Genomic DNA, 24,898 nt, shown 5'->3' with positions numbered 1-24,898 from the left:
CGTAAGGCCAGCCGCCGCCGCAAAGGATTTTGATCGTGACTGAAGACCACTCCAGGGATGCCGGCCAGGCAAGCCGTCCGCGCCTGCCACTCGAAGGCATCAAGGTGCTCGACCTCTCGCGTGTGCTTGCCGGTCCGTGGGCAACGATGAGCCTTGCCGATCTCGGCGCCGAGGTCTGGAAGATCGAGAACATCGATGGCGGCGACGACACCAGGGCGTGGTCGGTGCCAAGCTACAAGGGCGTCTCGACCTATTATCTCTGCGCCAATCGCGGCAAGCAGAGCATCGCGCTCGACATGAAAAGCCCTGAAGGACTGGCGATCGTACGTGAACTGGCGGCCAAGGCCGACATCGTCGTCGAGAATTTCCGCTCCGGCACGGCGGACCGTCTTGGCGTCGGCTTCCAGGAGCTCAGCGCGTCCAATCCGCGCCTGATTTACTGCTCGATCTCCGGCTATGGCCAGACTGGGCCCGACGCCGGCCGGCCCGGCTATGACTTCGTCATGCAGGCCGAAAGCGGCCTGATGGCCATCACCGGCGAGAGCGACGGCGAGCCGATGCGCGTCGGCGTCGCCATCACCGACGTCGTCTGCGGCATGGTCGCGACGCAGTCGATCCTGGCTGCCCTTTATGAACGCACCACCACGGGCAAGGGCCAGTTCCTCGACCTGTCGCTGATCGACTGCGCGCTCAGCCTCTTGATCAATGTCGGCAGCGGCTACCTCAACACCGGCCGCGAGGTCGCCCGCTACGGCAACGCGCATCCGACTGTTGTGCCCTACCAGATATTCGAAGCCTCCGATGGCGGCTTTGCGTTGGCGGTCGGCAATGACAAGCAATTCGCCGCGCTGTGCGAAAAGGTCGTCGGCTTGCCGCATCTGGCAAAGGACCCGCGCTTCATCAAGGCAGGAGCGCGGGCCACCAATCGCGAAGCGCTGATCCCCGAATTGGCGAAGGTCTTCAGAGCCAAACCGCGCGACCATTGGATGGCGGCCTGTGCCGCGGCCAGCGTGCCGGCCGGTACGGTGAAGTCGATACCGGAAGTTTTCGACAGCCCCAATGTCCGCGAGCGCGGCCTCGTCCAGACCTTGCCGCATCCGCATCTGGGTTCCGTCGCCATGGTGCGCCCGGCGCAAGGACTGGCGGCACAGCTGACGGCCGACTTCACGGCGCCGCCGATGCTCGGCCAGAACACAGCCTCTGTACTGGCCGACATCCTCGGCTACGGCCCCGAGGCCATCGACCAACTGGCCGGCTCCGGTGCCATAGGCATCTACACGCCCGCCGCCGAGCCTGTTCCCGCCTGACCTTTCACGGAGCCTGCCATGTATCCTGACGTCCGTCTCCACATAGACGGCTCGTGGCGCCCGGCTCGCGGCGGCCGCACAATGCCCGTGATCAATCCGGCGACGGAGGCCGAGCTTGGTTCGCTCGCCCATGCAGGCATCGACGATCTCGACGAAGCGCTCGCCGCCGCCGCGAAGGGGTTCGACGCCTGGCGGCGTGTCTCGCCTTTCGACCGCTCCAGGCTGATGCGCAAGGCCGCGGACATCCTGCGCGAGCGCAACGAACATATCGCGACGCTGATGACCCTGGAGCAAGGCAAGCCGATTGCCGAATCGCGCATGGAAGCGTTCGCCGCCGCCGACATCATCGACTGGTTCGCCGAGGAAGCGCGCCGCGCCTATGGCCGCATCGTGCCGGCGCGCCTCGAGGGCGTCAGCCAGTCGGTGGTCAAGGAGCCCGTCGGCCCGGTCGCCGCCTTCACGCCGTGGAATTTCCCGCTCAACCAGGCGGTGCGCAAACTGTCCGCCGCTCTTGCAGCCGGTTGCTCGATCATCATCAAGGGACCGGAAGAAACGCCGGCTTCGCCCGCCGAACTGGTGCGCGCCTTTGTCGATGCCGGCCTGCCCGACGGGGTCTTGAACCTCGTCTACGGCACGCCGTCGGAAATCTCGGCCTATCTCATCCCGCATCCGGTGATCCGCAAGATCTCCTTCACCGGTTCGACGCCTGTCGGCAAGCAACTGGCGTCGCTCGCCGGCCTGCACATGAAACGCGCGACGATGGAATTGGGCGGTCACGCGCCGGTCATCGTCCTGCCCGACGCCGACCTCGACCGCGCCGCCCGCGTGATGGTGGCGTCGAAATTCCGCAATGCCGGCCAGATCTGCGTCGCGCCGACACGCTTCCTCGTCGATCGCGCCGTCTATGACGATTTCGTCGGCCGCTTCGCCGAGGCGACAAGCCGGATCAAGGTCGGCGATGGCTTCGCCGAAGGCACGACCATGGGGCCGCTCGCCAATCCTCGCCGTGTCCAGGCGATGGAAGAACTGGTCCACGACGCCGTGCAGAAAGGCGCCGAACTCGTCACCGGCGGCAAGCGCATCGGCAATTCAGGCTATTTCTTCGAGCCGACCATCCTGTCTGGCGTCGGCACCGACGCCCGAGCCATGAACGAGGAGCCGTTCGGCCCGCTGGCGCTGATGACGCCGGTGAGTGGACTGGACGAGGCTCTGGCCGAAGCCAACCGGCTGAATTATGGGCTCGCCGCCTATGGCTTCACCCGCTCGGCGGCAAGTGCCGCGAAGATGTCGTCGGGCATTGCCAGCGGCATGGTGTCGATCAACCATTATGGCCTGGCGCTGCCGGAGGTGCCGTTCGGCGGCATCAACGATTCCGGCAACGGCACCGAAGGCGGCACCGATGCTCTGGAGAGCTATCTGAACTCGAAGTTCGTCTCGCATCTGCAGGTCGACTGAGCAATTACAGGAAAGACCGGACCGGTTACTTCTGCTGGCCGTACGTCTTGTAGCGCCCACGAATGGCTGCAAGCTCGCTGCCCTCGATCAGCACCGGCGTGCCGGCGCCGCGTGCGAGCAGATATTGCCGTGCCAGGGTTTCGAGCTTGATGGTGCGGATCAGCGCCGTGTCGAGATCGCCGGCGAAGGCGATCATGCCGTGATTGGCGAGCAGGCAGGCATTGCGGTCCTTGAGCGCCACAACAGCCACCTTGGCCAGTTCGCTTGACGCAAACAGCGCATAGTCCGAACAGCGCACATCGTCGCCGCCGAAACCCGCCACCATGTAGTGGAACAGCGGCAGTCCCTCGCGCAGGCAGGACAGCGCCACGCAATGGTCGGGATGGGCATGCACCACGGCGCCGGCCTCCGGGAAGGCCTTGTAGATCTCGGCATGCATCTCCCATTCGCTCGACGGCTTGAAGGCGCCCTCCCAGGATCCGTCGAGCCGCATCGCCACCATCTGTTCCGGCCGCAGCGCGCTCGTGGCAATTCCCGTCGGCGTGATCAGCATGCCGCCTGCCGTGCGCACGCTGATATTGCCCGTGGTGCCGACATTCATCCCGCTGGCGTCCAGCGTCTCGGTCGCGGCGATCAGTTTGGCGCGTGCGGTCTCGGTATCCATCACGAAGTCTTTCCAGTCCTTGGCTCGATGGTTGGCTTTGCCGGCGGCCATGTGTCGATCGCGGGCGCGATGGTGGTGGCTCGCGTCATGTCCCGCAGCACGTCGGCGAAGATGTAGGTGCCGCCGAGCTTCCCGGATTTCAGCATCAGCGCCAGCGGATCGTCGGGCAGGCCGGGGACGTCGGCGATGGCGCGCGACAGGCCGGGGCCTTCATAGGCGCCCATGGCGATGCGGATGATGCCGAGCGCCTTGACCACCGAGCCGGCCGTCTCGCCGCCGGCGACGACCAGCCGCCGCACGCCGAGATCGCGCACCAGGATTTGCGCAATCCCGGCCAGTATCTCTTCCGCCCGCGCCGCCACCACGTCGCGGCCATGCGCCTGCTGCAGCGTCTCGACCGTCGCCTGCGGTGCGGTCGTGGCGATCGCGATCATCGCACCGGGCAGATGCCGTCCTGCAAAGGCGCGCGCTTGCGCGATGACATCCTTGCCGCGAAAAGCCTCGGCGAGATCGATCGTCAGCACCGGATTGTTTTGCGCGAAGCGTTCGAGCTGTTCGATGGTGCGATCGGCGACACTGCCGGCCAGCACCGCCGCCGGACCATTGACTGCCGGCAGGCTGGCCGCAACGAGATCGTCTCGGCTCAGCAGCCCGTGTGACATCCAGGCCGGTGGCAGATGCGCCACGACCGAGGAGTTGCCGGTCATCAGCGGCAAGTCGAAGGCGGCTTGCGCGATCGCCGCCAGGTCGCGCTCGCGGAGCGTGTCGGTGACCAGCAGCGTCTCGCCGCGCGCGCTTTTCTCCCGCACGGCGTCGCGGATGGCTTCCGGGCCGGCATCGATGGTGAGCCAGGGCACCAGCCCTGCCTTGCCCCTGCTTTGCGCCTGCAGCACGCGGACCAGGTTGGAATCCGTCATCGGTGTCAGCGGATCGAAGCGCTTGGGCGATTCGGCCAGCAATTGCGCAGCGCCGAACATATGCCCCTGGTAGACCGTGCGGCCGGTCTCGCACAACGCCGGTGCAAACAGCGTCACGCCGCCGCCCAGCCGTTCGAGCAGCGCTTCCGCGCAGGGGCCGATATTGCCGGCCGGCGTGGAATCGAAGGTGGCGCAATATTTGAAGAAGATCTGCCGCGCGCCCGCTTCGGCCAGTCGGTCGGCGGCCTCGAGCACCTGGCGCACCGCGTCGCCGGCAGCGATGACGCGGGTTTTCAGCAGGATCACATGGGCAAGATTGCCCGACGGGATCGCCGCTTCGAGCCCGACCGTGCAGCCGGTCGGAATGCCCCTGGCCACCAGCATCGACGCCAGTTCGGTGCCGCCGGTCAGATCGTCGGCAATGGCGCCGAACAACAGGGAAGGCGTCGAGGCGGTCATGCGCTTCGTCTCATTTTTGCGTGTCCGACGTCGATGGTCAGGCGGCTTGTGATATCATATACACAGCCCGCTCGACTCAGGCGACGCCTGCGGCCCTGCAAGGACGGAGACTGGATGTGACTGCTTCCATCGCGCCGATCGCGCGCGACAATCTGACGACACGCGTCTACGAAGAGCTGCGCCGCGCCATGATGGAGGGCCGTTTCTGGCCCGGCCATCGCTTCAAGATCCGCGACCTCGCCGCCAGTCTTCAGGTTTCCGAAACGCCGGTGCGCGAGGCGTTGATGCAACTGGTCCGTGAAAAGGGCCTGGAGATGGAGGCGGGCCGGTCGATCACCGTCGCCCAGCTGTCGCTCGCCCAATATCTGGAGCTGCGCAGCATCCGCCTGCATCTCGAAGGCATGGCCGGCGCCGCAGCGACAACGCGCATCGAGCCGCGCGAGATCGACCGTCTGACGGCGGTGCATGAGAGGCTGATCGACGACGAGGACAATGGCCGCTGGTTCGAGGCCGTCCGCGACAATTGGGAATTCCACCACTCGATCTACCAGGCGGCGGGCATGCCGGAACTGCTCGCCATCATCGAGGGCATCTGGCTGCGCAACGGCCCGCTGGTCAACTACCAGTACCCGAACGCCAGGCCGACCTATGACGGCCGGCACCGTCATCTCGACATACTCGACGCGCTGCGCGCACGCGACGAGAACGGTGTGCGCAAGGGCATCCAGCAGGACATGATCGAAGGCGGCCGGCTGCTGGTCAAGGTTCTGGAAAGGCTGAACGACGGTTCGGTCACGCCTGAGGAACTGCGCCGCGCCGCGCAGAACGGCCGCCTGGTCTCGGCGGCCGGCTGAGCGATCCTTTCTCCCCAAACGCATCGGCACCGGCTCATGCCACCTGCGCGGCCGCGGCCATGCCGGCATCGGCGGCGTGAAGCGCAAGGTCGACGTCCCCGGCGGTGTGCGCGGCGCTCAGGAACATATTGTGCCGGGGATGGAAATAGGCACCTTCGCGCAAGGCCGCCGAGCAGAAGGCATCGGCCTTACTGAATTCGGCATCGCCGTCGAACAGCACCATCGGCATCGACACTGGCCCGGTCTGGCGAAGCAAAAGGCCATGCTTCCTGGCGGCAGCGTCAAGGCCGGAGCGCAACCTCTCACCGGCGGCATTCATGCTGGCGATCGCATTGGTGTCGCGCAGCGTCTTGATGGTGGCGATCGCCGCGGCCATGGCGACGGCGCCATACCAGAACGAGCCCGTCACATAGACTTTTGTCGCGGCCTCGCGGAACCGGTCCGTGCCGGTGATGGCGGCCAGCGGATAGCCATTGGCGATAGCCTTCGAGAAGGCGGAAAGATCCGGCCGCACGCCGAGGGGCTCCCAGCTCCCGGCGAGATCGATGCGGAACCCGGCACGGACGTCGTCGACGATCAGTGCCGCGTCGGCGGCCGTGGTGAGTTCCCGCGCGCGCTTGGCGAAGGCGGCGGTCGGCAGTTCCTGGTCGCGGGCGATATCGTGCCGGAAGGCGGTGACGACAACGGCGGCAAGATCGTTGCCGGCCTGCTCGACGGCGGCTTCCAGGCTGGCAACGTCATTGTAGTCGAAATGGATCAGGTGGGCGCGATCCTCGGCGGTGACGCCGGCGAGCGAGGGCGTGCACCACGGCACCGCGCCGTGATAGGAGCCGCGCGCCACCAGCACCTTGCGCCGGCCGGTGCCGGCGCGCGCGATGGTGACGCAGGCCGTGGTGGCGTCGGTGCCGTTCTTCTGCAGCATCGCCCAGTCGGCATGCGCCACGGTCTTGACCAGCAGTTCGGCGAGTTCGACCAGCACTTCGCCCGGGCCGTTCATGGCGTCGCCCAGGCTGCGTTGCCGCGCCGCCGCTTCCTCGACCACGCGATGGTGATGGCCGAGGATGTTGGGACCCCAACTGCACATCAGGTCGATGTATTCGCGCCCGTCGACATCCCAGACCCTGCAGCCGTCGGCGCGCTCGAAGAATTGCGGATAGGCGGAGCCGAGATAGCGCGTGGACATGTGCCCCCACATGCCGCCCGGAATGACCGAGGCCGCGCGCTCGCGCAGCAGCTGGTCCTTGGAGTTGATCAGGGAAGGCATGGCGAGGTCTCCGCTCATTGATATATCATATATTAATTCTGGATACTGGAAGCGCAGGATGTTCCGATCTTCCAGGGTGGAGAAACGGGGAGGCGACCATGCGCCTCCCCGTCATCTTTTCGCTCAGTGGCTGAGTTCGGCCAGCGGCAGGTTGCAGCAGGCGCTGTAGCGCACGCCCTTGACGTCGGACTTGTAGGCCAGGATCAGGTTCGGGCTGACCAGCGGCAGGATGACCCTGTCCTTGATCATCTCCTCGCCGGCTTGGTGCCAGAGCTTGGCGGCCTCGTCGCCGCTCGCGGCGAGCGCCGCCTTGTAGAGCTCGGACTCCTTCGGGTTGAGCACCGAAGGCTCGCGTTCCGCGCCGGCGCGCCGCGCCCACGGGCTGCCCTTGGTCATGGCGAAATACTCGATGTACTGCGAGGTGCCGTAATAGTCCGGCGCGTAGAACACCGCGGTCATCGGGATGCCGTCGCCGTTGATCCGCTCGCGCCAGTTGGCGAAGGGGATCGGCTGCAGATCGAGCTTGATGTTGACCTTGGCCAGGTCCTGCTGGACCTTCTGCATCAGGAGCGACAGGTCGACGCCATAGACGTTCATGCCCGGGAACGCCGCTTCCATCTCGAAGCCGTCGGCATGGCCGGCCTTGGCCAGCAGCTCCTTTGCCTTGGCAAGATCATAGGGCTGCGCCTCGAAGCCCGAGCCGCCGGGGAAGCCGAGCGGGATCGGTGCACTGATCAGCTGGCCCTCGGAGCCGATGGTGAAGTCGAGGATGCTCGGGCGGTCGAGCGCAAGCGAGATCGCCTCGCGCACCTCGGGCGTCAACGGCACCTTGTTGGCCTTGGCGCCAGGTGACAGCGCGACATAGATGAAGTTGTAGGACGGCACGGTCTCGATCTTGACGTCGCTGCCCGTCATCGTCTTGGCGGTATCCGGGTCGATCTGCATGGCGATGTCGGCGGTGCCGCTCTGCAGCATCTGCGCCTGCGCCACAGCGTCCTTGGTCTGGCGGATGACGACTTCGCTCAGTGCCGGCGCCTTGCGCCAGTACTTGTCGTTGCGCACCAGGCGCACTTCCGAGTTGGGCTCATAGGATTTCAGCACGAACGGCGCGCTGCCGGCCGAATGCGCCAGGAACCAGGCCTCGGCATTGTCCGTGGTCGAGGCGTCCGCACCGGCCTTGGCACCGGCCTCGGAAGCAACCTTGCTGTTGACGACAGCCGTATAGGGCGCCGCCGCGATGTTGAGGAATTCCGAACTCGGCGCCACCATCTTGACGACGACCGTATGCGCGTCCGGTGTCTCGATCGAGGCGACATTGTCCATCAGGAACGAGGCGCTGCCCTTGAGGTTCTTCAGCCGCTCCCACGACCATTTCACGTCCTTGGCTTCGACTGGCGAACCGTCGGAGAACTTGGCGGCCGGGTCGAGCGTGAAGGTGAAGCTGGTCTGGTCGGCATTGCCTTCCCACTTGGAGGCCAAGAGCGGGACCAGCTTGTTGTCCTTGTCCAGCGTCAGCAGCGATTCGTAGACGCTGGAATTGTAGATCTGGCAGGTATCGCAGAAGGCGCGGTGCGGATCGAGCGAGTTGAGGTCGATGTTGCGCGCGATGACCAGCGGCTTCTGGTCCTGAGCGAAGGTCGACGGCGCCCAGAAGGCGCTGGTGGCCATAAGCACGGCCGCCAGCATCGTCGCTCTGGTCCTGGTTCTCGGTAGGATGTTCATGTCAGTTCTCCCATTTTCTTGTCGGATCTTTGTGGCAATGCATCAGCTCTACCCGCTCACGCCGGTGAGGGATCGAAGAGCGGCCTTGAGCTTGTCAGCGCCGCCCAGTGCGGCCCGGTTGAGCGGGGCCGATACGACGGGAGCCGAAAGGCTGCCCGTCACATGCAGGACCTGGTGGTCGAGATAGTCGAACACGCGGTCCTGAATCTCCTGTGTCAGCCGTCCGCCGAGCGACAGTCCGCGCTGTACCTGCTCGACGACGGCGACACGGTTGGTCTTGCGGATGGAGGCTTCCACCAGCTGCCAGTCGAGCCCGGTCGGGTCGAGGCTGCGCAGGTCGATGATCTCGGCATCGACGCCGGTCTCCTCGGCCACCTGCCTGGCAACGGACACCATGCTGGCCGAGGTGAGCAAAGTGCAGGCACTGCCTGGCCTGACGATCTTCGCCTTGCCGAGCCGAACGCAATAGTCTCGGTCATCGGTCGGAACGGGCCCCTCGCTCGGGAACAGTTCGACATGCTCGATGACGACGACCGGGTCATCGCATTTCAGCGCCGAATTCATCAGGCCGACATAGTCGAAGGGCGTCGTCGGCGCGACGATGCGCCAACCGGGATAGAGTGCGAACAGCCCGGACGGATCGCCCGAATGCTGCGAGCCGTAGCCGGTGTGCGGCGAGACGCGCACCCTGACCACGATCGGTACCGGGAAGCCGCCGCCGAACATGTGCCGCACCTTGCTGACCGCATTGAAAAGCTGGTCGGCGGCGACCAGGCAGAAGTCGCCGAACATGATCTCGACGATCGGCCGCAGGCCGCACAGGGCCGCGCCCAGCGCCACGCCGACGAAACCGTTCTCGGCGATCGGCATCGCCAGCACGCGCTCAGGCCACCGCTCCAGCGCGCCCTTGGTGGCGCCCGAGACGCCGCCGCGCAGCCGATGCACATCCTCGCCCATGATGATGATGCGCGGGTCCTGCTCCATGGCGCGCGCGATCACGTCCGATGCGGCAACCATGAACTTGACCGGCCTGGTCTCGGCCGGCGGCACATCCTCGATCTCCAGGAAGCGTTCGTCCCTGAGTTCCGAAAGGTCGCCGCGGATCTGGTCGTCGACTTCATCGGGGCTTGGCCACAGATGGTCGGGAATGCGCAGCGCGTTGCCGCTCATTTCGGTCAGCGAGTCGGCGGCGGTGTTGACCACCTCCATGACGCGCTGGTCGAGCGTGGCGAGGTCGGAGGCATCGAGGATGCCCATCGTCTTCAGCCGCGCGGCCATCGTCGCGAGCGGGTCGCGCGCTTTCCAGACGTCCTCCTCGGCGCGTGTGCGATAGCCGAACTCGCTGCCCGGCCGCGCGCCGCTCTGGTGCAGGAAACGGTAGCAAATCGCCTCGACCAGCACAGGCCCGCCGTCTTCCTCGATCACCCGGCGCGCCTCGCGCATGGCGTGATGGACCGCCACCACATCCATGCCGTCGCATTCGATGCCGCGAAAGCCCAGCATCGGGCCACGTGACGCCAGCCGCGTCTCGCGCGTCTGTTCGTTGACATGGGTGGAGACGGCATAAAAGTTGTTCTCGGCGAAGAAGATCACCGGCAGCCGGTAGAGCGCGGCGATGTTCATCGCCTCATAGGCCGGTCCGGCCATCATCGTTCCGTCGCCGAAGAAGGCGACCGAAATGTTGCCGGTGCCGAGCAGCTTGTCGGCCAGCGCATAGCCCGCCGCATGTGGCAGGTTGCCGCCGATGATGGCGCTGGTGCCGGGAATGCCGGAAGCATCGTCGCGCATATGCATCGAGCCGCCGCGGCCGCCGCAGTAACCCGCGTTGAGCCCCATGATCTCGGCCATCAGGCCCCGCACGGATCCCTGCATGTCCGCACTGAAAGCGTCGTGCAGCGGGTTGAACCCGGCCGGTGTCTGTGCGTTGACGAGCTTGGCCAGCACCTGATGATGGGCGCGATGCGTACCGTTGATGCGGTCGCCGGTGCCAAGCATCGACATGGCGCCGACCGCCGTCGCTTCCTGCCCGATGCTTGCGTGTGCGGGACCGTGCACCAGTCCGGCATTGGCGAGGTCGAGCACCTTTTCCTCGAAACGGCGGATGAGCAGCATCTGGTGATACCAGCGCACGAGGTTCGAGACCTCGGCGGCGTTCCAGTCGGACTCGTCGACGTCGAGCCGCAACCAGGGCGCTGATGGCTGGATCGCTGTCTGCTGAACCATGTATGCTAGTTCCGTTTCGGTAGATGATATATCAAATATTGTCTCAGTCGATCGTATCAGACGATTTTCTCGGCACGACACTGGCCTTCGGGGTTCGGCAGGTAAATGGAATTAAATTTCATTTTCTGCGCAACGCCGAGACTAAGCCGGGACGGCGCGGTTCCGCAAGTGGAATTTTGAGGCGCGTGATCGGATCGTTTCGGCGGCACCGGAGGCCACTTGGCGCAGACATTGGAGGCCGGCTACCGGTCGGCCCGGTGCTGGAAAAACTGCAGGAACAATTCCCGCTCGGTGGTGATGTCGAGCTTCTCATAGATGCGCCGGCGGTGGTTCTTGACGGTGCCGACGGTGATGCCGAGGCGCTCGGCGATGTTGGCCGTCGGATGGCCGGCCAGGATCAGCTGCACCAGCTCGCGCTCGCGCAGCGACAGTTCCGGCCAAAGGCTCGTCGGGATGGTCGGCTCCTGCCTGGGTGAGGCGCCTGGACCGGTTGGCGCCGACGTGCGAAGGAACGCTCGTCCGCGCGCCTTGATGTCGAGCGCGTGCAGTGCCTCGAACACCGGCAGCCGCTCGTCCAGAAGGGCGATCTCGCTTTCCTTGAACGCGCTGGTCGATCGGTCGAGGAAGATGCCGAGGCACCAGTCGCCGCCATCGGCGAGCATGATGCCGACCTCGTCGCAGATCTCCGATTGCGTCAGGAAGCCGGCTATGTACTGGCCGCGCTTCGCCTCGTCGTCGGCAAACCGCTTCAACGGCATGATGCCCAATCGGCGCTCGCGCCGCCAGGAGGCATAGAACGGGTCGAAGACGTAGTAGCTGGCGAGATAGCGTTGGACCATCTCGTCGGAGAAGCGCCGGTGCTTGACGAATTCCGGTGTCCGGGTCGTCGAGTAGCGCGTCACCGTGACAAGGTCGTGATCGATGTCGGCGCCGATCAGATCGATCAGGCAGTCGACATGCTTGTCCGTGCCGGTGGCGGCGATCGCCCTTGCGAGCGGCGCCCAGATATTGCCCATGCGCATGCCTCTTTGTCGGTGACGAGTCCCCGCCCGTCATTGTGCCTTTAGGCATATGGCGCGATCCGCGCGATCGAATCTAGCCTGCGGTCATTCTCGAAGAGGGAAGGCGACCCGTGGACCAGATCACTACCAACCCCATCGTCATCGGCATCGACGCCGGCGGCACCATGACCGACACCATCCTTGTCGATCAGGACGGCCACTTCAAGATCGGCAAATCCGCGACCACGCCGAAGAACGAGGCCGAAGGTTTCCTCGCCTCGGCGGAAGATGCGGCCGATGCCTGGGGCATCTCGCTGGAACAGCTGTTTTCGGGCGTGAACGTGGTGCTCTATTCCGGCACCGGCATGCTCAACACGCTGTTGTCGCGCACCGGCCGCCGGCTTGGCCTGATCACCACCAAGGGCCTCGAGGACATGATCCTGATGGGCCGCGGCCTGCAGGCCTGGGCCGACTATTCCTACGCCGACCGCCTCCATGCGGTGACCCACCAGCATCCCGATCCGCTTGTGCCGCGCCGCCGCACCCATGGCGTTACCGAGCGCATCGACCAGTTCGGCGATATCATCCTGCCGCTCTACGAACATGAGGTCGTTGCCGCCGCCAGGAAGCTCATCGCCGACAAGGTCGAGGGCATCTGCATCATGACGATCTTCTCGCATGTCAATCCGGTGCACGAGAAGCGCATCGCCGAGATATGTCGTGAGGAGGTCGCTGCCGCCGGTGCCGATATCCGCGTCTACACCAGCCACGAGGTCCGCCCCGTCATCCGCGAGCAGTCGCGGCTGAACTCGGTGCTGATCGAGGCCTATGCCACCTCGCGCGGCCGCCAACAGCTCAAGGGCATCGAGGACGTCGCGAAGAAATACGGCTTCAAATACGGCGTGCAGACGCTGCTCTCCTTCGGCGGTCTGACCTCCATCAACCACCCGCGCCTGCATGAAACCATGATCTCCGGTCCGATCGGCGGCATCCTCGGCGCGGCCTATGTCGGCAAGCTGATCGGCAACGACTCATTGATCTGCTCGGATATGGGGGGCACCTCCTTCGACATGGGCGTCATCACCCGCGGCCAGACGCGGATCGAGAACGAGCCGCTGATGGACCGCTTCAAGCTCAACGTCCCGACGCTGCATCTCGACACGATCGGCGCCGGCGCCGGCATGATCCTCAAGGTCGACCCGCTGACCAAGAAAGTCTCGCTGGGGCCGGAAAGCGCCGGCTCCGACCCCGGCCCGATCTGCTTCGCCAAGGGTGGCACGGAGCCGACCATCGCCGATTGCGACGCCATACTCGGCCGCCTCAACCCCCACTATTTCCTCGGCGGCAAGGTCGTGCTGCAGGTCGAGAAGGCCCGGGCCGCCTTCGAGGAAAAGTGCTCACGCCTGCTCGGCGTCGGTGTCGAGGAGGCCGCGGAAGGCATGATCGACATGCTGGAGGCCGACGCCAACAATGCGTTGCGCCGCGTCATCTCCGGCCAGGGCATCCATCCCTCGGAATTCACGCTGCTCTCCTATGGCGGCTCGGGTCCGCTGCATCTGGCCGGTTGCTCCAGGGGCATCGGCTTCAAGGATATCATCACCTTCCAGTTCGCCGCCGCCTTCTCGGCCTTTGGCTGCACCACCGCCGATTTCATGCGCCGGCATTCGGTGTCGACACAGCACGACATCGGCGCACGCGCCGGCGACGACGAACTGCTCGCCTTCGGCAGGAAGGTCACCAATGTCTGGGACGACCTCACCAAGGCGGCGGTCGACGAGATGATCGAGGACGGCCATGCGCGCGAAAAGATCAGGACCGTGCCGTTCCTGATGATGCGCTACACCGGCCAGCTCGAGGACGTCGAGGTGATGGCGCCGCTGTCGGCCATCCATTCGGCCGAAGACATGCGCAGGGTCATCGACGAGTTCGAAGCGGTCTATGCCAAGGTCAACCATCGCGTTTCGCGCTATGGCGAGGCCGGCTTCTCGATCACCGAACTCGGCCTCATCGCCACCGCCGACAAGGTCAAGCCGGTGCTGCTAAAGCGCCCGCTCGGCAAGTCGGATCCGGCGTCCGCCCACAAGGGCGTTCGCGATGCCTATATCGGCGGACGTTGGCACAAGGCCAATCTCTACGAGATGGACCTTCTGCAGCCGGGCCACGAGGTCATCGGCCCGGCCATCATCGAACACCCGGCGACAACGCTCGTCGTTCACCCGCAAGACCGTGTCCATGTCGATGAATGGACGCTGCTGCACTACACCCACGCTTGAGAGGGCGAACGCCATGCTGGACAAACCCGCCTCCGCGCTGCGCATCCGCGAGCGGCTGATCGAATCCGAACGGCTCATGGAAGAGACCGGCTGCTATGACGGCATCACCGAGCTCGAGCTGCGCAACCAGGACCCGCTGAAGTTCGAGACATTGCACACCAAGCTGCGCGCCTACTGCGTCTCGGCACGCGAGATGGCCCGCCGCATCTCCGCTTCGCCCGGCGTGCGCGAAGTCGGTGAAATGGTCGTCGCGATCTACACGCCGGAAGGCGATGCGATCGCGCTCTCCAACGGCATCATGGTGCATGTGCACACGATGAGCCGCTTCATCAAATGGATGATCCGCAACGGCTACGAAGAGAACCCTTGCATCCGCGACGGTGATATCTTCGCCAACAACGATGCCTTCATCGGCACGGTGCAGGTGCCCGACGTGATGGACGTCGTGCCGATCTTCCATTCGGGCAAGCTGGTTGGCTGGGCCGGCGCGGTCTGCCACGAACTCGAGGCTGGCGGCATCACGCCCGGCGGCGACGTGGCGCTGGCGCAGGAGCGCTTCACCGAGGGTCTTTTCGTCTGCGCCGAAAAGGTCGGTGAGAACGACGAGATCCGCCGCGACTATGTCATCCGCTGCGAGCGCAATTTGCGCATGCCGATCTACTGGGTGCTCGACGAGAAGGCCAAGGTCGCCTCTTGCATCGACATGCGCGAAAGCGTCAAGGCGCTGATCGACGAGATCGGCCTCGACTACTGGATGCAGGTGTCGAAGGAGTTCATCGAAGAAGGGCGCCGTGCCCAGCTCGCCCGCACGCGCCAGCTGACGGTGCCCGGCATCTATCGCGGCCACACCTTCTACGGCCACGTCACCAAGGGCAAGCCGGGCTACCAGCCGCTCGGCGATCCCGACTGGCTCTACAACATACCGATCGAGATGGAGATCACCACCGACGGCAAGATTATCATGGACTTCGAAGGCACGCAGCCCTGGGGCTACCATTCGATGAACTGCACGCCGGCCGGCATGGATGGCGGCATGTTCGTGACGCTCACCCAGCACATGAATTTCGAGGGCCTGGTCAATGACGGCGCGTGGATGGCGACCGAACTGAAACTGCCGCACGGCACCTGGACCAACCCCGACAACGAGATGGTTGCGACCGCCACTTCATGGGCCTTGCTGCTTCCTGCCTATGGCGTGTTCCAGCGACTTTTGTCGCGTTCCTTCATCGGCCGCGGTTTTGTCGAGGAAGCCTTCGTCGGCCAGGTCAACAGCCCGATGATCGAAATGGGCGGCACCAGCCAGTACGGCAAGCTGTTCGGCATGGCGCATTTCGAATGTGCCGCCGCCGGTTCCGGCGCGCTGGCGATCAAGGATGGGCTGGACACCGCCTATGTCGGCTGGAACCCTGAATCCGACATGGGAAACATCGAGATCTGGGAACAAAGCATGCCGATGGTCTATATCGGCCGCTCCATCGTTCCCAATTCCGGCGGCGCCGGCAAATATCGCGGCGGCTGCTCCTTTCTGTCGACATGGCTGGTCAACAAGACCGACCATCTCAGGCTGGTTACATCGGAGCATTCCTCCCGTGTGTTCGACAATGGCGGCATGTGCGGCGGCTATCCGGCGCCGACCTGCCAGAAGCATCGCGCGGTGCGCGACTCAAACATCTTCGAACTCGCCGAAAAGCGGGCGCCGCTCGCCCACCACACCGGCACCAACCCGCATCGCTCGGAACTCGAACTGCGGCTGCAGGGCGAACATGTGACGATGGAAGGGCCTTACATCACCGCCCCGCACAAGACCGGGGACGTCTTCACCCATTCCTACAATGGTGGCGGCGGCTATGGCGACGTGCTGGAGCGCGACCCGATCAAGACGGCGATGGATGTCGAGAACGGCTATCTGACCAAGGAAGCGGCCGAGGGCATCTTCGGCATCATGCTGGATGAGGATGAGGAGGGTTATCCTGTCGCCAATCTCGAGGCCACCAAACGTCATCGCGCCGAGATGCGCGCCAGGCGGCTCGCGCAGGCAAGGCCGGTCTCGGAGTGGATCGCGGCCGAACGCCACCGTGTCGAAAAGGCCGACTTCGCACCCGAGGTGAAGAAAATGTATGCCAGCGCGATCAAGCTGTCGTCGCGCTTCACCAGGGAATTCAGCGATTTCTGGAACGTCGACGCCAAATCGATCTTCATGCCGGGAGCAAAGCCATGACCTCGTACAGCAAGGAAGTCATTGCCGATCTGGTCGCGGGCACACTGCCCTGGCCACAGACACGGCGCGTCATGAGCGCCTACAAGGACGACGACCGCTTCTTCAAATATGTCGCGGTGCTGCAGGACCGCGTCGGCTGGAAGGATCCGATCCTGTTGCCGGTCTCGGATCATCTGTTCATCTGCCAGAGCGGCGACGAGAGGGTGACACGCTGCGAATGCGGCCATTCCTTCGGCGACTACCGGAAGAACTGGAAGCTGAAGGCTTCGATTATCGTGCGCAACACCGAGGAATCGCTGCGCGAAATCTATCCCAACAGCGATATCCCCGATCCGCAATGGATGGAGATTCGCGAATTCATCTGCCCTGAGTGCGGCACCATGCACGAGGTCGAAGCGGCGGCACCCGGCTATCCCATCGTGCACGATTTCGAACCGGATCTGGAAGGCTTCTATCGCGAATGGCTGGGCAAGCCTCTTTGAGGGAGATGAAACCGCGAACCGCGTCGACAAATACTCCCGCGCCTGATTGCCTGCGCAAACCAACGGAGAAGCAAGCGATGACAAACCTTTCCGGCCGCAGCGCGATCGTCACCGGCGGGTTTTCGGGCATGGGTTTCGCCATCGCGACGGCCTTGGCCCAAGCCGGCGCCAATGTTGCCGTCGGCTCCTACATCGCGCCAGCGGACACCGGCAGATCCGATGCCGCCTACTATCCGGGCGCCGACGAAATCGAGCGCGTGCGATCGGCCCTGTCAGCCCATGGCAACAGGGTTCAGGCCGCTCATCTCGATGTCCGCGACAGTGAGATCACCAACCGTTTCGTGGCCGAAGCCGAGGCCGCCATCGGCCCTGCGGACATACTGGTCAACGCCGCCGGCACCACCGCCGAGCAGCCGGTCTGCGGCCATTCCGATGCGCTGTGGGACAAGATCGTCGACACCAACCTGACCGGCGCCTTCCGCGCTACCCGCGCCGTGCTTCCCGGCATGATCGGGCGCGGCTGGGGGCGCATCGTCAACATCGGCTCGACCGCCGCTTCCGTCGGCTGGAAGGACAACCCCGCTTATTGCGCTTCCAAGGCCGGACTTCTCGGCCTCACCCGCTGCGTGGCCCTGGAAGGGGCCGCGCACGGCGTCACCTGTGTCATGATCAGCCCGACCTGGGTCGAGACCGAACTGATGCGCCGCAATGTGGCGCAAGTCGTCGAGCGCGAGGGCAAGGGGCGCACGGCGGAAGAAGCAATGGCCGAGATTGCCAGGGGCAACCCGCAGCAGCGCATGCTGCAGCCTCAGGAGATAGCCGCTCTGGCGGTATTCCTGTGCTCGGATCTCGCCAAAGGCATCACCATGGAAAACATACAGATCACCGGCGGAGCCCTGTGGTAGCGTCCTCCTCGCCTGATCCGGGCGAGCGTGCTGTGTGCCGGTTGACCTCTCCCCATTCGCGCCGATGTAAGACAAGGTGACCGGATTTGCCATTGAGCACACGGTGCGATAGGTTATATTGCACTGCACAATGGAGATGCCGTTTATTGCACGCCCCTGTTCGCGGATATGCCGGCCGGCTTACGGCCTGCCGGGCTTGGGTCGCGTCGACGGGACTCTGAGATGAAGATTCCAAAGTCCCTGCTGGTCGATCCCGAGAAGAACTCGGTCTACGGCGCCTTCGCCGTAGCCGTCTCGATCTGGGCGTTCTCCTATTCCGTCATTTTCGGCCAGGTGCTGATCCTGGCCTACTATGCCGTGTGGCTTCCGCTTATCCTGGTCGACTACCGGCGCTTCCTGCGGCAGCTGTCCAGCGCCTGGCTGCCGCTGCTGTTCGCGGCCTATGTCTGCTTCTCCGTCTTCTGGTCGCAGGCACCCGGCATCACCGCCAGGACGGCGGTCCAGTACCTTTCCCACATTGCCTGTGCCTATGTCGCCGCGCGCACCGTCAGCGTGCGGACCCTGACGCTCGGTGCGCTGATCGGCATATTCGTCGTCATGCTCTACTCGCTCAAGGTAGGAGCCTATTCCGAGGACGTTCTCGACGGCAGCTATAATTTCGTCGGCGCCTTCGCCTCCAAGAACCAGATCGGGTTTGTCGCCTCGCTGGGTATCTATTTCAGCGTCGTATATCTTGTCTTCTACCGGCGCGGCCGTCTGAGCCTGATCCTGGCTTTGCCTGTCGTGATCTTGTCGGCATATCTTCTGGCGCTCTCCCATTCCGCCACGTCGATAGCCTCGATCCCTGCGGTGTTGGCGCTGGTGGCCCTTCTCGCCGCCACCAAGCTGTTGTCGAGACGGTATCGCCGGGTCATTTTCGTCGTTGGCGCGGGTCTGCTGGTCGTGGCGGTCTTTGCCGCCCTTAATCTCGGTCTGATGGATTTCGTGCTTGGCATCTTCGGCAAGGATTCGACGCTTACGGGGCGGACCTATCTCTGGGAGCAGGGTTGGACCACCGCGCAGCGATCTCCGATCCTTGGTGTCGGCTATGGCGCCTACTGGGTACAGGGTTTTGCCGAAGCAGAGCGGCTGTGGAATGAATTCTACATCACCTCGCGCACGGGCTTTCATTTCCACAACACCTATATCGAGGCCCTCGTCGAACTTGGCTTCGTTGGCGCGGTGATGATTTCGCTGATTATCCTGCGCACGCTGGTCGGCCACGTCACCGCGGTGATCTTCAGGACATGGCAGACCGAGCCGGTGATCCTTGCCGGCGTGATGGTGCTGTTGGTGATCCGGTCATTCGTCGAGGTCGATATCCTCAACCCCTATATCATGGGCTCGTTCTTGCTGTACTACAGTCACTTCAAGCTGGCGCGCGTGCCTGTTACCCGCACGCGTTGGGCTCAGGCCGGCTTCGTGGAGCCCGGTGGCGCGCAGAAGCCGGCATTGCCCGGCTAGAGCAATTCCAGGAAAAGTGTGTAACGGTTTTCCTGGAATTGCGTAAAAACAAATAGTTAGAGCGGTTCTGCGATTCCGTGAAACGCCGAACCGCTCTACCCGGCTTCGACCAGCGCGCGCAGCGGCTGTCGGCTATAGGGATCAGGTACGGATGTAATCCGGGGATGCCACGACCTCGCGCAAGATCCGGGCAGGATTTCCTGCCGCCAGGCTTCGCGGGGGAACGCTCTTGGTGACGACCGATCCGGCGCCAATGACGCTGTGGTCGCCAACTTCGACACCGGGCAGAATGATGGAATTTCGACCGATCCAGACATTATCGCCGATGAGAACGGCTTTGGTCTTGACGCCCGAGCCTTCGTCGATCTCGTGATAGTTGGAATCCTGGATGACGACGCAATCGCCAATAAGGCAGTTTTTCCCGATGCTTACACGGAGCGCGGCATCAATCATGACGCCACTGTTGATGAACGATCTCGAACCGATAGACAGCTTGCCTTTGCTCGACACGTGAAACCAGGAACGCGATCCGAAGCCCCGAAATGAAACAAGCGAGCCAAATTCTATTCGGCCTTTTCCGGCGATGTGAGGCGGCGTTCCCAGCACGGAAATCCGATCGGCGATTTTTATGCCTCTCATCTTCCAGACGAGCGTGAAGATCGAACCCTTCACATATCTTCGAATGCGGTAGACGTTCACGACGCCATCTCTTCGTTCGCCCGCGACGGTATCGTCACGCGGGCAGGATTGTCAGCGAGGGTAATGTTGGTCTTCGATGGACAGCAGGTTTGCGCGCCCAGCGAGAACAGTCTTCTTTCAAAACGCCTGCAACCGCTCGATGCTCTTTGTCGAAATCCTATTGGCTGGCCAGTGGCGCCAGCTTGACCTTGATTACATCGCCGGGCAGCACCAGCGTGTCTTCCTTGGCGGCGATTTCGCTGGTTTTGCCGTCGACATTGCGCACCAGCGAATAGAGCAGGGTAGGCTGCTGGTCGTTGGTGATGGCGGCCGTCGTCGCGGGATCGCTGGCCTGGGCTATCAGGCCTCTCTGCATATTCACCTTCAACGCGGCCTCGTTCAGGTCGGCTTCGGTCTGCTGCCGGTCGGCGGCGAGGCTCGAGCTCAACGTGTTCTGGGCATCGATGGCGTCCTGCGTCGCCTTGCTGATCGCCTGCTTGGCGGTGAGGATGGCCGTCTCGTAGTCGAGGATCTTGCCCTGCAGGTCGGTAACGGACTGCTGCGAATCCAGAAGCCGCGCATTGGCGACCAGGCCCTTCTGCGCCAGCGGACCGATGCTGGCGAGCTGCTGCTGCGCCAGGTCGACCTGCTTCTGCTGGTTGACGATCTTCTTCTGCAGCGATTCGATTTCGGCCTGCAGGACACCCTTGAGATCGTCGAGCGCCTCGAGCTTCAGCTTCAGCGCCTTCTGGTCGGCGGTCAGGATCGTCATCTCGTCATTGACGATGGTCGGCAGCCTTGGGTCGCCCTCGACCTCCTTCGGCGCTTCGAAGCTCGTCTTGCCGGCCAGATCCGCATCGATGCGGGCGCGCCTGACGAGCAGCCGCACGCGCTGGTCGTCGGAAATATCGAAATTGCCCTTGGCGGTGACCAGGTCCTTGCCGAGCTGGGGACCGTAGTCGGCGTTGCGCCTGATGCCGCCGGCGACGCTGAGCGCTTTCAGCACCGTCAGATCGGGCACATAGGGGAATTGGCCGGGATTCTGCACTTCGCCCGAGATGTAGAATGGCCGGAACTGCGCCATTTCGACCGAGGCTTCGGGCTTGTCCGACAGGGCGAGCTTGTGCTGCAGCGCCTCGCCGATCGCCGCCGCCACTTCCGCCGTGGTCTTGCCCGCCGCCGGCAACTCGCCGACGAAAGGCACCGACAGCGTTCCGCCCGGTCCGACCGTGTATTCGCCGTTCACCGCCGACCAGTCGCGGAACGTGCCTTCCACGGTCTGCCATTCGGCGATGCGGATGGTGAGCTTGTCCTGCGAGCCGAGATGGTATTCCTCTGCTGCCGCGATCCGGGGAAGAAAAGCGAGCGACGCCGCAAGGCATGTGGCCATGAGCCGATAGCGGCCGGAAAAGCGGCCGCTGCCAAAGGCTTCGAACATGTCTGTTTTCAACTGAACGTTCCGATCCGTTTTAGCCCCATCGCCCGATGAGCTTGCCGCCGGATGCCTTGTGCCGGCGGCCGGTCAGTAAGAGCCGCGTGACATCCAGACGGCCGGCACGGTTTTGATGATGATGCGCACGTCGCCGAACAGCGACCAGTTCTCGACATAGTGGCGGTCGAAGGCGACGCGGCTGTCATAGGAGACGTCGTTGCGGCCGCTGACCTGCCACAGGCCGGTCAGGCCGGGCCGGGATTTCAGATAGTATACCGCGGCACTGCCATAGATTTCCAACTCGTCACGCACCACGGGGCGAGGTCCTACAAGGCTCATGTCGCCCTGCAGGATGTTGATGATCTGCGGCAGTTCATCAAGGCTGAGCTTCCGCAACACCGCTCCGACACGGGTGACGCGCGGATCGTTCTTCAGTTTGCGGGTGGCTATCCACTCCGCATTGGCATCCGGATTGGTGGCCAGGTAGGCGGCCAGCACCTTGTCGCCGTCCGGGACCATGGTGCGGAATTTCAGGCACGGAAAGATCCGTCCGCCGCGCCCGATTCGCCGATGGCCATAGAAAATCGATCCACCGTCGGAAAACTTGACGAGCAGCGCAATCATCACGAACAGTGGGCTGAGAGCGATCAGGCCGACCAGCGAACCGGCGATATCGAAGCTGCGCTTGATGAGGCCGCCGATCGGCGGCGGAAAATCGGTGTCAGCCTGCGAAAAGCCCGCCGTGGCCGACTTGGCAATGTCCCTCATGCGGAAACTCCATGCGTTGAACGAATGGTTCACCACACGATATCAAAAAAATGTTGCAGCGCAACACACAATTTCCCGGCACATTGAAATAGTCACGTCATGAATTGACTAAATAATAAGCTAGCAATGCACATTTTTCGGGATATTTAGCACATTTGTGACAATAAATGGGCAAATGAAAAAAAATACGGACCTTTTTGGGGCGATTTTTGGGCAGGGCGTACTCGTTCGCTCAACGCGGCGCATATTAGTGCTTTAGAAAGGTGCGACCCTCACGACTATTAACATAAAATACTACTTAATATTGTGAATTGTACTGAAAAAGCTCGTCGGCTGCAGGTTGAGTGAAATGCCGCCGTGTGCGTTGCAGCATGAAGGAGTCGAAGGCGCAAGTTCGTTCAAAAATATGTGCGGTTGCCCTTGCCGCCTCCTGCTCGCCTTAATAGAATTGCAAATTATACCTGTCACAGTGGCGACAGGTTAAAAGGTCGGAAGCAACCGGCCGAGAGCGGGTGATTTTAACAAGCCCGCATGACAAGGGACGGCGCTCGGGTGGGGCAATTATTGGATATGACCCGAGCCGGTTTATGGGCTGTTGGGTAATGTCGCTTCCAAAATTCATTGTTGGGATGCTTTTCGCTCTTGCGATCGTCGTCGCCTGGTCCTGGCTTGGCGGCGCCTCGCTGGGCACCACGCTGCTGCGCCTCATCATCTGCGCGGCGGTTATCCAGGCCGGCTATTTCATCCTTGTCTATGCCATGATCGCCAGGAGCGCGCCGACGCCTGCGGACAGGCTACGCGAAGCCGAAAGAAAGCTGAGCTCGCCCGACGTGCCCGAAGGCGAGAAGCTGGGCAGCGCCCGGCGCAGCCTGCATTAGGGCGGGTAACGCCGGCCTGACCTGAATTCTCGACACCTCGATCGAGCCTCAGGCCACATTGGCGGGTTCGGTTTCCGATTGTTCCCCCGACAGCATCCTGGACAGTCGGCTCGCCGGCTTCGCCTTCAGCCGCTGATACTGTCCGACCTCCACCACACGGCCGTCTTCCATTGCCACCACCCAATCGGCGAAGGCGATCATCGATGGCCGGTGCGCTATGGTCAGGATGGTCATTGCGCCGCGCAATCCATCGATCGATTTGGCGATCAGCGCCTGGTTCTGCCAATCGAGCGCGCTGGTTGCCTCGTCGAGGATGAGCAGCGACGGCTTGCGCAGCAGCGCGCGCGCCAGTGCAATGCGCTGGCGCTCGCCACCCGAGAGGCGCGCGCCACGGTCGCCGACCACGGTCTCGAGCCGCTGGGCGAGCTGTTCGACGAACTCGCCCGCATGTGCGGCGCGCAGCGCGGTCCATAACGCGTCGTCGCTGGCCTGTGGCGCGGCAAGCCGCAAGTTCGCCGCGATCGTGTCATGCAGCAGGAACACGTCCTGCGGCACATAGGCCACCTGATCGCGCCAGCGCCGGCGATTGCCGGCATTGATCTCGACACCGTCGACCAGGATCTTGCCGGTGGTCGGCTCGAGCAGGCCAAGCAACATGTCGGCGATCGTGCTCTTGCCTGATCCCGAAGGCCCGATCAGGGCGGTGACCTTGCCGGCCGGAAGCCCGAAGGTGATGTCGCTCACCACCGCCTTGCCGGCGCCGTCATCGTAGCCAAACGAGACGCCGCGAATGTTCAGCCCGGTGTCGAGCGACAGTTTTTCGGCATCGTCGAAGTCGGCATGACCCGGCTCTTGCTCGGCGTCGAAGCGTGCCTGCAGGCTGCGCATGGCCATATAGGCGGGCAGGTTGATCAGCACCTGCTGGGCCTGCGTCTGCATATCCATGAAGCGTGGCGCGATACGCATGAAAACCAGGAGCAGCACGACAATCTCGGCCAGCGACAGGTTGAAGCGGACCAGCGCCACGTAGATGAACAGGCTGAGGCCCACGACACTCGTCACCTGGAACACGGCGGTACCGATCGAGCTGTTGCGCACATAGTCGATGTTGTCGGCCTTCATCCTTTCCAGGGTTGCCTGCAGCTGCGCGAAGTAGCTGGCCTCGACATTCAGGCTCTTGGCCACCTTGATGCCGCCCAGGAATTCCGAGACTGTCCGGTACTGATCCTGGCGATTGCTGGTCAGGACACGTCCGAAGGCTGTGGCGCGCGAGCGAAACGGCTGCAGCGCTATGAACATCACGATGCCGATGCCGATCGCAAACGCCGTCATGACCGGCGAAATGAACATGGAGATCACGAGATAGCCCACCAAAAGCACCGCGATCTGCACCAGCATGAGCAGCGAGAAGGCGGCGCCCTGGACGCGATCGATGTCGCCGGTCAGGGCATGGTCGAGGTCTGAGCTGCGCATGCGCGAGAACACGCCCCAGCGCGCCTTGCCGATGCTCTCGAACAGGTTCATGCGCAGGCGGTTGATGAAATCGAACAGAAGCCTGGCCATGTAGACCGACTTGAAGCGGTTGAATGCTGCCTGCACGGCAACGAGTCCAACCAGCGCGCACAGCACCGTCGTCAGCTGCAGCGTTCCGTCCGGCACCAGCCAGCGCACGAAATCGTTGTTCGGCAACCGCACCGCGAAATCCTGGTCGGCGCGCCCGACCAGGTGCAGCAGCGGCACAAGCAGCAGGATCGAGATGCCTTCCGTCAGGCTGCCGAGGATGAGGAACAGAAGCGCCGTCCAGGTCCGCCGCCCGCCGATCTGGGCAATAACGGCCCCGAACGCGGCGACATCACGAAACAGCGACAGGCGAAGGACCGAGGACTTCGACATGA

General features: G+C 63.5%; 19 protein-coding genes. 9 read left to right on the top strand and 10 right to left on the bottom strand.

The features are described 5' to 3' along the window. Positions 1-35: 35 nt before the first annotated feature. A complete protein-coding gene (locus EB815_RS01340) occupies positions 36-1,307 on the top strand; it encodes a CaiB/BaiF CoA transferase family protein (RefSeq protein ID WP_056570369.1) in 1,272 nt (423 codons plus the stop codon). A gap of 18 nt (positions 1,308-1,325) precedes the next feature. Then, on the top strand, positions 1,326-2,762 hold the full coding sequence (locus tag EB815_RS01335) for an NAD-dependent succinate-semialdehyde dehydrogenase (protein ID WP_056569374.1): 1,437 nt from the start codon (positions 1,326-1,328) through the stop codon (positions 2,760-2,762). Between the two features lie 25 nt (positions 2,763-2,787). On the opposite strand, the gene EB815_RS01330 is transcribed toward EB815_RS01335, so the two are convergent. Next, positions 2,788-3,426 (bottom strand): class II aldolase/adducin family protein, encoded by a 639-nt coding sequence (locus tag EB815_RS01330; protein WP_056569377.1) that lies wholly within the window; start codon positions 3,424-3,426, stop codon positions 2,788-2,790. Continuing rightward, a complete protein-coding gene (otnK, locus tag EB815_RS01325) occupies positions 3,426-4,802 on the bottom strand; it encodes a 3-oxo-tetronate kinase (RefSeq protein WP_065005414.1) in 1,377 nt (458 codons plus the stop codon). Before otnK ends, EB815_RS01330 begins: the two co-directional genes overlap by 1 nt. A gap of 116 nt (positions 4,803-4,918) precedes the next feature. On the opposite strand from otnK, the gene EB815_RS01320 reads away from it, so the two are divergent. Further along, positions 4,919-5,656 (top strand): GntR family transcriptional regulator, encoded by a 738-nt coding sequence (locus EB815_RS01320; RefSeq protein WP_065005413.1) that lies wholly within the window; start codon positions 4,919-4,921, stop codon positions 5,654-5,656. 34 nt (positions 5,657-5,690) lie between these two features. Here EB815_RS01320 and EB815_RS01315 read toward each other — a convergent pair whose 3' ends face one another. From EB815_RS01315 to EB815_RS01300, 4 genes are all read right to left on the bottom strand, one after another. Then, positions 5,691-6,920, bottom strand: a complete 1,230-nt coding sequence (locus EB815_RS01315) for an aminotransferase class III-fold pyridoxal phosphate-dependent enzyme (protein ID WP_081295044.1) — start codon at positions 6,918-6,920, stop codon at positions 5,691-5,693. Positions 6,921-7,043: 123 nt separating this feature from the next. Continuing rightward, on the bottom strand, positions 7,044-8,606 hold the full coding sequence (locus tag EB815_RS01310) for an ABC transporter substrate-binding protein (protein WP_162258914.1): 1,563 nt from the start codon (positions 8,604-8,606) through the stop codon (positions 7,044-7,046). 84 nt (positions 8,607-8,690) lie between these two features. Next, positions 8,691-10,865 carry an alpha-ketoacid dehydrogenase subunit alpha/beta gene (locus EB815_RS01305; protein WP_056569387.1) on the bottom strand — a complete coding sequence of 725 codons (2,175 nt, stop codon included), beginning with the start codon at positions 10,863-10,865 and terminating at the stop codon, positions 8,691-8,693. A gap of 242 nt (positions 10,866-11,107) precedes the next feature. Further along, the gene (locus tag EB815_RS01300; protein WP_056569390.1) at positions 11,108-11,887 is read right to left on the bottom strand and encodes a helix-turn-helix transcriptional regulator; all 780 of its coding nucleotides are present in this window, start codon (positions 11,885-11,887) and stop codon (positions 11,108-11,110) included. Positions 11,888-12,051: 164 nt separating this feature from the next. Between EB815_RS01300 and EB815_RS01295 the strand changes: the two genes are divergently transcribed. The 5 genes from EB815_RS01295 (at position 12,052) to EB815_RS01275 (ending at position 19,247) form a co-directional block, all read left to right on the top strand. Then, positions 12,052-14,139, top strand: a complete 2,088-nt coding sequence (locus EB815_RS01295) for a hydantoinase/oxoprolinase family protein (protein WP_244494035.1) — start codon at positions 12,052-12,054, stop codon at positions 14,137-14,139. A gap of 13 nt (positions 14,140-14,152) precedes the next feature. Beyond that, on the top strand, positions 14,153-16,357 hold the full coding sequence (locus tag EB815_RS01290; RefSeq protein ID WP_056569393.1) for a hydantoinase B/oxoprolinase family protein: 2,205 nt from the start codon (positions 14,153-14,155) through the stop codon (positions 16,355-16,357). After that, positions 16,354-16,839 carry an acetone carboxylase subunit gamma gene (locus EB815_RS01285; RefSeq protein WP_056569396.1) on the top strand — a complete coding sequence of 162 codons (486 nt, stop codon included), beginning with the start codon at positions 16,354-16,356 and terminating at the stop codon, positions 16,837-16,839. Before EB815_RS01290 ends, EB815_RS01285 begins: the two co-directional genes overlap by 4 nt. Positions 16,840-16,916: 77 nt before the next feature. Beyond that, on the top strand, positions 16,917-17,744 hold the full coding sequence (locus EB815_RS01280) for an SDR family NAD(P)-dependent oxidoreductase (RefSeq protein WP_056569399.1): 828 nt from the start codon (positions 16,917-16,919) through the stop codon (positions 17,742-17,744). A 222-nt stretch (positions 17,745-17,966) separates the two neighbouring features. Further along, the gene (locus EB815_RS01275) at positions 17,967-19,247 is read left to right on the top strand and encodes an O-antigen ligase family protein (protein WP_056569402.1); all 1,281 of its coding nucleotides are present in this window, start codon (positions 17,967-17,969) and stop codon (positions 19,245-19,247) included. A gap of 141 nt (positions 19,248-19,388) precedes the next feature. On the opposite strand, the gene EB815_RS01270 is transcribed toward EB815_RS01275, so the two are convergent. The 3 genes from EB815_RS01270 to EB815_RS01260 form a co-directional block, all read right to left on the bottom strand. Next, positions 19,389-19,946 (bottom strand): acyltransferase, encoded by a 558-nt coding sequence (locus EB815_RS01270; protein ID WP_155772464.1) that lies wholly within the window; start codon positions 19,944-19,946, stop codon positions 19,389-19,391. A gap of 157 nt (positions 19,947-20,103) precedes the next feature. Beyond that, on the bottom strand, positions 20,104-21,363 hold the full coding sequence (locus EB815_RS01265) for a polysaccharide biosynthesis/export family protein (RefSeq protein ID WP_056569410.1): 1,260 nt from the start codon (positions 21,361-21,363) through the stop codon (positions 20,104-20,106). Between the two features lie 84 nt (positions 21,364-21,447). After that, positions 21,448-22,125 (bottom strand): sugar transferase, encoded by a 678-nt coding sequence (locus EB815_RS01260; RefSeq protein ID WP_056570375.1) that lies wholly within the window; start codon positions 22,123-22,125, stop codon positions 21,448-21,450. Between the two features lie 602 nt (positions 22,126-22,727). Here EB815_RS01260 and EB815_RS01255 point away from each other — a divergent pair. Then, positions 22,728-23,003 (top strand): hypothetical protein, encoded by a 276-nt coding sequence (locus tag EB815_RS01255; RefSeq protein ID WP_056569413.1) that lies wholly within the window; start codon positions 22,728-22,730, stop codon positions 23,001-23,003. Between the two features lie 48 nt (positions 23,004-23,051). Here the strand turns inward: EB815_RS01255 and EB815_RS01250 are convergent, their stop codons facing one another. Then, on the bottom strand, positions 23,052-24,896 hold the full coding sequence (locus tag EB815_RS01250; protein ID WP_056569417.1) for an ABC transporter ATP-binding protein: 1,845 nt from the start codon (positions 24,894-24,896) through the stop codon (positions 23,052-23,054). Positions 24,897-24,898 lie beyond the last annotated feature (2 nt).

Source organism: Mesorhizobium loti (genome assembly GCF_013170705.1).
GTDB lineage: Bacteria > Pseudomonadota > Alphaproteobacteria > Rhizobiales > Rhizobiaceae > Mesorhizobium > Mesorhizobium loti_D.
Note: the sequence above shows the minus strand (reverse complement) of the source record. Positions and strands in the feature narration are given on the sequence as shown.